Source organism: Desulfolutivibrio sp., from assembly GCF_036584575.1.
Lineage (GTDB): Bacteria > Desulfobacterota > Desulfovibrionia > Desulfovibrionales > Desulfovibrionaceae > Desulfolutivibrio.
Window position 1 is genome coordinate 1 of the sequence record NZ_JAZHDB010000210.1, and the last position, 11,312, is coordinate 11,312.

8 protein-coding genes and 1 pseudogene are annotated in these 11,312 nt (G+C 66.3%); all 9 read left to right on the forward strand.

Features of this window, described 5'->3' with window-relative positions:
• Window positions 1-18: 18 nt before the first annotated feature.
• Window positions 19-276 (forward strand): annotated as a pseudogene (locus tag V3572_RS15265) (FtsX-like permease family protein); the annotation flags it as partial.
• Between the two features lie 73 nt (window positions 277-349).
• Complete coding sequence (locus V3572_RS15270) at window positions 350-2,158, forward strand: penicillin-binding transpeptidase domain-containing protein (protein WP_332111886.1); 1,809 nt, start codon at window positions 350-352, stop codon at window positions 2,156-2,158.
• A 79-nt stretch (window positions 2,159-2,237) separates the two neighbouring features.
• Window positions 2,238-3,716: a UDP-N-acetylmuramoyl-L-alanyl-D-glutamate--2,6-diaminopimelate ligase gene (locus V3572_RS15275; RefSeq protein ID WP_332109967.1), complete on the forward strand. Its 1,479-nt coding sequence runs from the start codon at window positions 2,238-2,240 to the stop codon at window positions 3,714-3,716.
• Window positions 3,713-5,116, forward strand: coding sequence for a UDP-N-acetylmuramoyl-tripeptide--D-alanyl-D-alanine ligase (locus V3572_RS15280; protein WP_332109972.1), 1,404 nt, complete (start codon window positions 3,713-3,715; stop codon window positions 5,114-5,116). Before V3572_RS15275 ends, V3572_RS15280 begins: the two co-directional genes overlap by 4 nt.
• The gene (gene mraY, locus V3572_RS15285; protein ID WP_332109968.1) at window positions 5,113-6,189 is read left to right on the forward strand and encodes a phospho-N-acetylmuramoyl-pentapeptide-transferase; all 1,077 of its coding nucleotides are present in this window, start codon (window positions 5,113-5,115) and stop codon (window positions 6,187-6,189) included. The genes V3572_RS15280 and mraY overlap by 4 nt, the downstream gene beginning before the upstream one ends.
• A 5-nt stretch (window positions 6,190-6,194) precedes the next feature.
• Window positions 6,195-7,523, forward strand: coding sequence for a UDP-N-acetylmuramoyl-L-alanine--D-glutamate ligase (gene murD, locus V3572_RS15290; protein ID WP_332109970.1), 1,329 nt, complete (start codon window positions 6,195-6,197; stop codon window positions 7,521-7,523).
• Between the two features lie 2 nt (window positions 7,524-7,525).
• Window positions 7,526-8,644, forward strand: a complete 1,119-nt coding sequence (gene ftsW / locus V3572_RS15295; RefSeq protein WP_442877392.1) for a putative lipid II flippase FtsW — start codon at window positions 7,526-7,528, stop codon at window positions 8,642-8,644.
• Window positions 8,641-9,771: an undecaprenyldiphospho-muramoylpentapeptide beta-N-acetylglucosaminyltransferase gene (gene murG, locus V3572_RS15300; RefSeq protein WP_332111888.1), complete on the forward strand. Its 1,131-nt coding sequence runs from the start codon at window positions 8,641-8,643 to the stop codon at window positions 9,769-9,771. The genes ftsW and murG overlap by 4 nt, the downstream gene beginning before the upstream one ends.
• 29 nt (window positions 9,772-9,800) lie before the next feature.
• The gene (murC, locus tag V3572_RS15305; RefSeq protein ID WP_332111889.1) at window positions 9,801-11,174 is read left to right on the forward strand and encodes a UDP-N-acetylmuramate--L-alanine ligase; all 1,374 of its coding nucleotides are present in this window, start codon (window positions 9,801-9,803) and stop codon (window positions 11,172-11,174) included.
• Window positions 11,175-11,312: the final 138 nt, after the last annotated feature.

An 11,312-nucleotide genomic window follows, 5' to 3' on the forward strand; every position in this document is an offset into this window, starting at 1 on the left:
TCGGCCATGGGCGACATGATGGGCGTGGTCCAGGCCGTGTATTTCGGCTTTGCCGTCATCGTATCCTGCGGGGTGGTCTACAACGGCGCGCGCATCGCCCTGTCCGAACGCACCCGCGACCTGGCCACCTTGCGCGTGCTGGGCTTCTCCGAGGCCGAGACCACAATCGTCCTGCTCTCGGAACTGGCCGTGCTGACCCTGGCGGCCCTCTTGCCTGGCCTGTGGATCGGCAGCGAACTGGCCCGCATCCTGGTCATGACGGCCAACACCGAGTCCGTGCGCATGCCCCTGGTGCTGACGGACCGCGCCTACGCCACGGCCGTGCTCATCGTGCTGTCAGGCCAAGACCGTGGAATTCACCGCCGTCAGCGTGCGTCCCAAGGAAGTCACGGACCTGGACGCCGCCGCGAATCAGTTGGGCGGCATCCTGCGCATCAAACCGGCCTGGATCAAAAAGAAGCTCGAATCCACCAAGCCCTTCGTCTACATCTCCCGGCGCGTGGACGACAAGGATTCGGCCGAGATCCGGCAGGCGAACATCCCCGGGGTGTATCTGGAGGCCGAACACGGCCGGTCCTATCCCAACCGGCATCTGGCCGGCCAGGTGTTGGGTTTCGTGGGCATGGACGACCAGGGCCTGGAAGGGGTGGAGTTGTCCTTCGAGGATTGGCTGGCCGGAAGCCGGGCCAAGTACGCCGTGCAGCGCGACGCCTCGGGCCGCAAGCTCTATTTCGACGCCCAGGGCCGCGAGCTTCAGAATCTGCGCGGCCACGACCTGACGCTCACCCTCGATTCCCAGATTCAGTTTTTCGCCGAGGAAGAATTGGCCAAGGCCGTGACCACCCACCACGGCAAGGCCGGAACCTGCCTGGTGGTCCACGTGCCCACGGGAGAAATTCTGGCCTGGGCCAACTATCCCTTTTTCAATCCCAACGCCGCCCGAAACGTCAATCCCAGAGAGGGCCGCAACCGTTCCGCCCTGGACGTGGTGGAACCCGGCTCCACCATGAAGCCGCTGATCGCCGCCGCCGCCCTCCAGGAGGGCCTGGTCAAGCCCGAAACCACGTTTTTTTGTGAAAACGGCAAGTTCAAGGTGGGCGTGCGCACCATCAAGGACACCCATTCCTACGGCGACCTCACGGTCAACAAGATCATCCGCTGGTCGAGCAACATCGGCGCGGCCAAGATCGGCATGCTGCTTGGACACAAGCGGATGCACGCCTATTTCGAGAAGTACGGCTTCGGCACGCCCACGGGGCTGCCCCTGTCCGGCGAAGGCAAGGGCCTGGTCCGGTCGCTGAAAGACTGGCAGCCCATCGACACGGCCACCGCCTCCTTCGGCCAGGGGGTGGCCGTCACCCCCATCCAACTGGCCCAGGCCTTTTTGATCCTGGCCAACGACGGCGTCAAAAAGCCCCTGAAACTGGTCCTCGATCCGCCCCAGGCGGCCGCCGATGTCGCCCCGGTCAGGGTTTTCGACGCCGAGGTGGCCAGGACCGTGCAGCGCATGATGCGCGAGGTGGTGCACGAGGAAAAGGGCACCGGCCGGGTGGCCCAGATCGAGGGCGTCGAGATGGGCGGCAAGACCGGCACGGCCCAGAAGGCCAGTCCCACGGGCGGATACGGCGACAAATACCTGGCGTCCTTTGTAGCCTTCGTGCCCGCCGAAACCCCGCAATACCTGGTCATGGTCATGGTGGACGAACCCGAGCCCAGCCACTACGGCGGCGTGGTCTCCGCCCCGGCCGTGCGCGAGGTCATGCAAAAGACCTTGTCCTACCTCGGACACGCCCCCGACACCGGGCATCTGGCCAAGGGAACCGAACAAATGCCCGCCGCCGCAACGGCCGCCGCCCAACAGGCGGCGGGCGGCAAAGGGTCGGCGCACAAGCCGGAAACCGTGCCGCCGCCGGTTATCGACGACACCCTGGCCGAGGTGGTGGCGGTCCCGCCGGGTCTGCTCGATTCCCCGGCCATTCCCAATTTTTCCGGCATGCCGCTTCGCCGGGTGGTGGAGATTTTGGTGTCCAAGGGCATCGTGCCCAAGATCGAGGGCCAGGGACTGGTGGTCACCCGGCAAAGTCCCGCGCCGGGCGCCCCCTGGCCGGGAGCTGAAAAACAACAGGAATTCGTGCTGTGGCTGGCCCGGCCGTCGTAAGGCAGGGGATCGGCATCTTAAACGGTCATGGGACCAGCAGTGTCTTGAAATCGCAACGGACGCGGCAAAGGCGATACACGTGAAGACCACATCGACGCAGCACCACAAGACGGACAAGGCAGGCCTTGGCGAGGCCCTGGCGGCCATTTCCAGAGAGGCCCCCCTGTGCGCGCACTCGGGCAGGGTCGTGCCCGGGGCTGTGTTTGTGGCGGTATCCGCAGACGCCTGCGCTGCGGCGCGGCATGTGGCCGAAGCCGTCGCCAAGGGGGCGTCCCTGGTGGTGGCCGGTCCCGGCGTGGCCCTGCCCGCAGAAAGCGCGGCCCGGCTGATCACGGCGCCAAACCCCCGTCTGGCCCTGGGGGAATTGGCCAAGGCCTCCCACGGCGCTGGCTGGGGGGGATTTTCCCTGGCCGGGGTCACGGGCACCAACGGCAAGACCACGGTCTGCTTCCTGGTGGAGCATCTGCTTTTAAGCGCCGGCCTGCCCACGGGGCTTTTGGGCACCGTGGCCTATCGCTGGCCCGGCGGATCGCGACCGGCCACCCTGACCACCCCGGGGTGCCTGGATTTGCACGACCTGTTCGCCGAAATGATCGCGGCCGGAACCCGGGCGGCGGTCATGGAGGTGTCGTCCCACGCCCTGGACCAGGACCGGGTGGCCGGACTGTCCTATGCCGCCGCCGCCTTCACCAACCTGACCCAGGACCATCTGGACTACCATGGGGACATGGAGACCTATTTCCAGGCCAAGACCAGGCTTTTCACGCACTACCTGACCGGCCCCGAGCGCGCCGTGATCAACTTCGACGATCCGCACGGCCAGCGCCTTTTGGAGATGCTGCCCGGAAGCGTGGGTTATGGCCTTGGTTCCTTCGTTCCCGGGGACTGGCGGCCGCTTCGGGGCGAGATCCATCGCCATGACGGCTCGGGTCTGGCCATCGGCGTCACCTTCGAAGGCGAAAGCTGGGAGATCGTCTCGCCGCTCGTCGGTCGCTTCAACGCCCAAAATCTCCTGGCGGCCATGGGCCTTGGTCTGGCCCTGGGGCTGACCCCGGCCGATATGACGGCCCTGTCGGGGTTTGGCGGGGTGCCGGGGCGGCTGCAGCGGGTGGTCAACGACCGGTGCCTGAACGTTTTCGTGGACTACGCCCACACCCCCGACGCCCTGGAAAACGCGCTTCGGGCCGTGCGCGAGGTGACGGCGGGGCGGCTTTTCGTGGTCTTCGGCTGCGGCGGCGACCGCGACCGGACCAAGCGACCGCTTATGGCCGCAGCCGTGTCCAGGTATGCCGATGTGGCGGTTCTGACCTCGGACAACCCCCGCCATGAAGACCCCAAGGCCATCATGGACGACGCCCGGCCGGGGCTTTCCGGAGCGGCGCGCGTTCTGGAAGATCCGGATCGCCGCCGGGCCATCGGCCTGGCCCTGGCCGGGATGACGCCTGACGACGTGCTGGTCGTGGCCGGAAAGGGGCATGAGGCCTATCAGCAGATCGGGGACACGAAATTTCCGTTTCACGACGCCACGGTCGTAAGGGAGCTTGCCCGGTGCGCATGACGCTCTCGGAAATACTGGCCGCCACGGGCGCCGTGGGCGACCTGGGCGATGTGGGCAACCCCGTCTTCGACGGGGTGTGCACGGACAGCCGGGCCGTGACCCCGGGCCGTCTGTTTGTCTGCATCCCCGGCGCGCGCTTCGACGGGCACCATTTTGCGGCCGAGGCCGTGGCCAAGGGCGCGGGCGCGATCCTGGCCGACCGGCCCATGCCGGAGATCGTCTCCCGGGCGCCGGTGCTCCTGGTCAAGGATACCGTGTCCGCCCTGGGACGCCTGGCCGGACACTGGCGTCGCAAGACCGCCGCCAAGGTGGTGGCCGTGACCGGTTCGGCAGGCAAGACCACGGTCAAGGAGCTCTTGGCGGCCATCCTGTCCGAGATGGGTCCGACCTCGAAAAACTACAAAAATTTCAACAATCTGATCGGTCTGCCCCTGTCCATCCTCAGCGCCGGGTCAGGTGACGCCTTCTGGGTCATGGAGCTTGGCGTCAGCGTTCCCGGGGAAATGCGCGATCTGGCGGACATGGCCGCGCCGGATGTGGCCGTGGTGGTCAACGTGGGCCCGGCGCACCTGGAAGGCTTCGGAGACGTGGCCGGGGTGGCCCGGGAGAAATGCGAACTGCTGCGCGCCGTGGCCAAGGGCGGCGCGGCTCTGGCGGGCATGGACCATCCCGAGCTGTGGAACGAGGCCCGGCGGGTGTTCCCCCGGGTCATGGGCATGTCCTGCCGGGGGCTTGATGCGCCGTATCAGGCAGCGTATCTGGGGCCCCGAGAAGAGGGAGGTCTTTTTTCCGTCCGCCTGTGCGGCCTGGAGATGGAACTGGCCCTGCCCTACCGGGGCGGGCATTTCGCCGAGAACATCCTGGCCGCCGCCGCCTGCGCCCATATGCTGGGCGCGGACGAGGGGGCCATCCGCCGGGGGCTTGCCGCCGCCGCCATCCCTGAACAGCGGTTTTGCTGCCGCCGCCACGGCTGCTTCACGGTCGTGGACGACACCTACAACGCCAATCCCCTGTCCATGCGCCGGGCCTTGGAGGCCGGGGCGGAGATGGCGACGGGGGGGCCGTTCGTGCCGGTTCTCGGGGAGATGCTGGAGCTTGGCGCGGTCACCCGGGAAGAGCATGTCCGGCTCGGGGAATACGTGGCCGGGCTGCATCCGGCGGCGGTGTTTTTTTCCGGCCAAAGCGCCCAGGCCGTGGCCCAGGGGTTGGCCGGGGCGGGGTATGCCGGGCCGGTTGTCGTCGTCAACTCCCCTTCCGAATTCCTCAAGGCCTTTGTCAGCCTTGGACTTACGGGAGGCGTCGTGCTTTTCAAGGGATCGAGATCCATGCGCATGGAGGCCTATGCCTGCGCCCTTTGCCAGGACGCGGAGAAAGGGAAAAAGCGGGAGGGGCGGGAATGATCTACCACCTCCTGGTGCCCCTGGCCGGTCAGTTCACGGCCCTAAACGTCTTTCGGTACATCACCTTCCGGTCGGCGGCGGCCTTTATGACCGCCCTGGTCCTGTCCATCCTTCTGGGCCCCCGGGTGATCCGCTGGCTGACCAGCGTCAAGTGCGGCCAGTACATCCACGAGGACGTCAAGACCCACCAGTGCAAGGCCGGAACCCCCACCATGGGGGGCCTGCTCATCGCCTTTTCGGTCATGGCGGCGGTGCTTTTGTGGGGCGATCTGACCAACGAGTTCGTGTGGCTGACGCTATTCGTCTTCGCCGGGTTCGGGGTTGTGGGCTTTGTGGACGACTACCTCAAGGTGGTCAAAAAAAAGAACAAGGGCCTCTCCGCCCGGGCCAAGATTTTCGGCCAGTTGCTTGTGGCCGGGGTGGCGGCGGTCCTTTTGGTGACCCATCCGGACTATTCCACCAATCTGGCCGTGCCGTTTTTCAAGTCCGTCAGCCCCGACCTGGGGTTGTGGTACATCGCCTTCGCCATGCTGGTCATGATCGGGGCCAGCAACGGCGTGAACATCACCGACGGCCTGGACGGGCTGGCCATTGGCCCGATGATCGTGGCCGGGGGCATGTTCGCCCTGTTCGTCTACGTGGCCGGGCACGCCCAGATCGCCAAATACCTCCAGGTGATGAGCGTGGCCGGGGTGGGCGAGGTGACGGTCTTTTGCGGGGCGCTCATGGGCGCGGGACTGGGATTTTTGTGGTTCAACGCCTATCCGGCCCAGGTGTTCATGGGCGACGTGGGCTCGCTTTCCCTGGGCGGGGTTCTGGGGTTTTTGGCGGTCCTGTGCAAGCAGGAGCTGCTTTTGGTCCTGGTGGGCGGACTGTTCGTGGCCGAGACGGTCTCGGTCATCATCCAGGTGGGGTACTTCAAGATGAGCGGGGGCAAGCGCATTTTCAAGATGGCCCCCCTGCATCACCATTTTGAGCTGATGGGCGTGCCGGAGTCGAAAATCATCATCCGGTCCTGGATTTTGTCCATTCTCCTGGCCTTTTTGGCCTTAAGCACGCTGAAGCTGAGGTAGGGGACATGCGCGACATGGTGCATTCGGGACAACTGGCCGGTCACACGGCCGTGGTCGTGGGGGCCGGGGCCTCGGGACGGGCCGCCGTGCGGCTTCTGTCCCGGCTCGGGGCCTGGGTGCGCCTGCTGGAAAAAAATCCCGCCGCCATACCGGCCGACTTCTGCGAGGCCCAGGCCTGCACGGGCGTTGAAATCTTAACCGGCGAACATACCCCGGGCCATTTCGCCGGGGCGGATCTCGTGGTCTTAAGTCCGGGCATATCGCGGGCCTCCCTGGCCCCGTATCTTACGGCCTGCCCCGACGCCCAGGTGTTGGCCGAACTGGAGCTGGCCTCCTGGTTCGTGGAGGCGCCCATGGTGGCCGTCACCGGCACCAACGGCAAGACCACCACGGTCATGCTCATAAGCCATCTGCTCACCCGGGCCGGGCTTTCGGTCTTCACCGGGGGAAACATCGGCACGCCGCTTTCCGAATACGTCTTGGCCGGTGAGCCCGCCGACGTGTGCGTCATCGAGGCCAGCAGTTTCCAGCTCCAAAACGTGTTCACCTTCCATCCCAAGGTGGCGGTCCTGCTCAATTTTTCCGCCAACCATCTGGACTGGCACGCGGACATGGACGAATACCTGGCCGCCAAGCTGCGGCTTTTCGCCATGCAGGGGCCGTCGGATCTGGCCATCGTCCCGGCCGACCTGGACTATCTGCTCTCCGGCCGCCAGGTCACCAAGGCCCGCCTGGAAACCTTCGCCCCTTCGGATCGTTTCCGCTGCCCGCGGCTCCTAGGCCGCCACAACCAAGCCGACATGGAGGCCGCCTTCGCCGCCGCGCGTCCCTTCGGGGTCACGCAGGAGCTGGCCGAAACCGCCTTTTTCGACTTCGCCCCGGCCCCGCACCGCATTCAGGTCCTGGGGGAAAAACGCGGCGTGATCTTTGTGGACGATTCCAAGGCCACCACGGTTACGGCCATGCGCGCGGCCATCGAGACCTTCGACCGGCCCGTGCATCTTTTGGCTGGCGGGGTGTTCAAGGGCGGCGATCTGGAAGGAATGGTCCCTCTGTTGCGGGAGCGCGTCAAAAGCGTGGGGCTTTTCGGCGGCAGCCGGGAGATTTTCGAATCCGCCTGGCAGGGCGCGCTGCCCTTGGAATGGTCGGCGACCCTGGCCGAGGCTGTGGAAAAGCTCTACGCCAGGGCTGCGTCCGGCGAGGTGATTCTTTTGTCCCCGGCCACCTCCAGCTTCGACCTGTATAGCAGTTACAAGGCCAGGGGCCGGGATTTCCAGGCCGTGTTCGCCGCGCTGCCGGGCGCGCCCGTGACCCCGTCCGGAGAAAAGCCATGAGCATGCAGACCGGAACCGATCTGTCCGGCCAGCAAGATGGCATGGATTATTGGCTTTTGGGCGCGACCCTGGTCCTGGCCGGGCTGGGGCTGATCATGGTGCTGTCGGCCAGCGGGGTCATGGCCGAACGGGCCATGGAGAGCAAATATTTCTATTTCCGCAAGCAGGCCGTCTTCGCCCTGGTGGGGCTGGTGGTCATGCTCTTTTTCGCCAAAATTCCCAAAAAGCTCATGTACGCCCCGGTGTATCTGTGGCTTTTCGCGGTCATCGGGCTGTTATGTCTGACGCTCATCCCGCCGTTTTCGGTCAAGGCCGGCGGCGCGCGGCGCTGGCTGTCCCTGGGCGGGGTGTCCATCCAGCCCATGGAGCTGGCCAAGGTGGCCCTGGTCTTTTATCTGGCCTATTTCTTCAGCCAGAAGCAGAAGCTGGTGCGGTCGTTTAGCGTGGGATTCATCCCTCCCGTGCTGGTCACCGGCGGGCTTGGGCTCATTTTGCTGTTGCAGCCCGATTTCGGCGGCGCGGTGTTTTTGGGCATGCTCTTTTTCCTCATGAGCCTGGTGGGCGGCACCCGGATGACCTATCTTTTCGTGTCCGTTATTTTCGGGGCCGGGGCCATTGGCCTTCTCATCGTGCAGTCGCCCTACCGGTTCAAACGCTGGTTCGCCTTTCTCGATCCGTTCAAGGATCCCCAGAACGTGGGCTATCAACTCGTGCAGTCCTTCTACGCCTTCGGGTCCGGCGGCATAACCGGGGCCGGGTTCGGCTCGGGAAAGCAGAAGCTTTTCTATCTGCCTGAGGCCCACACCGATTTCGTCATGGCCGTCCTTGGCGAGGAGATGGGTTTTATCGGCGTGTCCATGGTCTTTTTGTGCATCGCGATCCTTTTGTGGAGGGCCTTTCGCATCGCCCTGTCCCAGGACGACCTGCGCGACCGGTTCACGGCCTACGGCATGGCCCTGGTGCTGGGGCTGGGTTTTCTGCTCAATCTGGCCGTGGTGCTCGGGTGCGTGCCGCCCAAAGGCGTGGCCATGCCGTTTTTGAGCTACGGCGGCTCCTCTCTGGTGGCCTGCTTTTTGTGCGTCGGGGTGCTGCTCAACCTCTCCAGGAGGCAGACGCCATGAAGCGGCTGGTCATCACCACGGGCGGCACCGGCGGGCACATCTTCCCCGCCCTGGCCGTGGCCCAGGCCCTTCTGGTCATGCACCCGGGGCTGGAGGTCGCCTTCGTGGGCGGCCATGGCCCCGAGGCCGTGCTGGCCCGCAAGGCCGGACTGCGGTTCGTGGCCCTCCCGGCCAAGGGGGTGTTCGGCCGGGGCCTGCGGGGTTTTGCGGAAGGGGTGTTGTCCACCCGGGCCATCGTCATGGCCATGGGGTTTTACCGCTCGTTTCGGCCCGACCTGGTGGCCGGTTTCGGCGGCTACGCCAGCTTTTTCCCGGTCCTGGCGGCGCGCCTTGTGGGCGTCCCCACGGCCCTGCACGAGCAAAACAGCGTCCCCGGGGTCACCAACAAGCTTTTGGGGAAACTCGTCACCCGGATATTCGTCACCTATCCCGATGAGGCCGGGGTCTTCCCGGCCAGGAAAACCGTGCTGACCGGCAACCCCGTGCGCCACGACATCGCGGCCATGTGGCAGGCCCCGGCCAAGGATGACGCCGCGTCGCGCAATGTCCTGGTCCTGGGCGGCAGCCAGGGGGCCCAGGCCATCAACACCGCCGTGCTGGCGGCCCTGCCCGGGCTGCTCGATGCGGGCCTTCGGGTGACCATCCAGACCGGCCGGGCCGATTTCGAGCGGGTGGCCGAGGCGGCGGGCGAGGTTGCCGAGGCAAGGCATGCGGCGGGCCGCGCCGCGCCGGGGGAGTTGGTCGTTGAAAATTTCATCGAGGACATGGCCGCCGCCTACGCTTGGGCCGACCTGATCATCGCCCGATCCGGGGCCAGCACCCTGGCCGAGGTCACCTCGGCCAAAAAACCGGCCATCCTGGCGCCGTTCCCTTACGCCACCCACGACCACCAGACGGTGAACGCCTCGTTCATGGCCAGGGCCGGGGCGGCGGTGGTCATCGACCAGAAGCGCCTGGACCCGGCCTCCCTGGCAAGCCTCGTGCTGGAGCTTTTCGCCCATCCCGACAGGCTCGCGGCCATGGCCCAGGCCGCCGGAAAACTGGCCGCCCCCAAGGCGGCCGAGACCATCGCCCGCGAGTTGTCGGCCCTGGCCGCCTCGCGGATTCAAGACGGAGGCCGGACATGAGCGGGCTTGATGCAGCAGGAAAGGGCGGCATGCGCACCAAGGTGCGACGCATCCACATGGTGGGCATCGGCGGCTCGGGCATGAGCGGCATCGCCGAGGTGCTCTTAAACCTGGGCTACGACGTGGGCGGCTCGGATCTGGCCTACGGCCCGGTGGTCAAACGCCTAAAGCAGCTTGGAGCGGACATCGCCATCGGGCATGGCCGCGAGAACGTGGGCGCCGCCGACGTGGTGGTGCGCTCCTCGGCCGTGGCCGCCGACAACCCGGAACTGGTGGAGGCGAGATCCCGGGGCATTCCCATCATCCCCCGGGCCGAGATGCTGGCCGAGCTCATGCGCCTGCGCACGGGCATCGCCGTGGCCGGAACCCACGGCAAGACCACCACCACCTCCCTTTTGGCCACCATCTTCACCGAGGCGGGCCTTGACCCCACGGTCATCATCGGCGGCCGCTTAAACGCCTACGGGGCCGGGGCCCGCCTGGGCGAGGGCGAATTCCTCATCGCCGAGGCCGACGAGTCCGACGGCTCCTTTTTGTGCCTGTCGCCCATCACCACCGTGGTCACCAACGTGGACGCCGACCACCTGGACTTTTATTCCGGCCAGCAGGCCATCGACGACGCCTTTGTGCGGTTTTTAAACGCCATCCCCTTTTATGGCGTCAACGTGGTCTGCCTGGACGATCCCGGCGTGGCCAGGCTTCTGCCCCGCGTCAACCGGCCGGTTCTGACCTACGGCTTCGGCGACAAGGCCCGGCTTCGCGGCAACATCCTGCGCTTGGGCGCGTCGAGCCGCTTCGAGGTGTTTCTCGATGGCGCGTTTTTGGCCGAGATGCGCCTCAACCATCCGGGCCGCCACAACGTGCAAAACGCCCTGGGGGCCCTGGGCGTGGCCCTTGAGGCGGGCATCCCGGCGGACATCGTGGCCGGGGCGTTCAGCAAATTCGCCGGGGTGGGGCGTCGCTTCGAGCTCAAGGGGGCGGCCGCCGGGGTCACGGTGGTGGACGACTACGGCCATCATCCGGCCGAGATCCGGGCCACCCTGGCCACGGCCAAAAGCTGCTATCCGGACAAACGGCTGGTGGTGGTCTTCCAGCCCCACCGGTTCACCCGCACCCAGGCCCTTTTCGGAGAATTCTGCCGCTGCTTCGAGGGTGTGGACGAGCTCGTCCTGACCGAGATCTATCCGGCCTCGGAGTCGCCCATCCCCGGCGTCTCCGGCGAGAGTCTGGCCCAGGGCATCCGCCAGGTGAGCAAGACCAAGGTGTCGTTTTATCCGGATTTCGTCGCCGTGGAGGAAGCCCTGCCGGACCTGCTGGCCTCGGGCGACCTCCTTTTGACCCTGGGCGCGGGCAACGTGTGGCAGGTGGGACAGCATTTCCTGGAGCGGGAAGGTGGGGCTTGAAATCCTTGACGGGCCGCATCTGGCCCGACGCACCACGCTTGGCCTGGGGGGAAAGACCCGGGCCGAGATCCGGGCGGCGACCCTGGCCGACCTGGACGGGCTGGCGGACGCCCTGGCCTGCGTCGGGGCGCGGCCCCT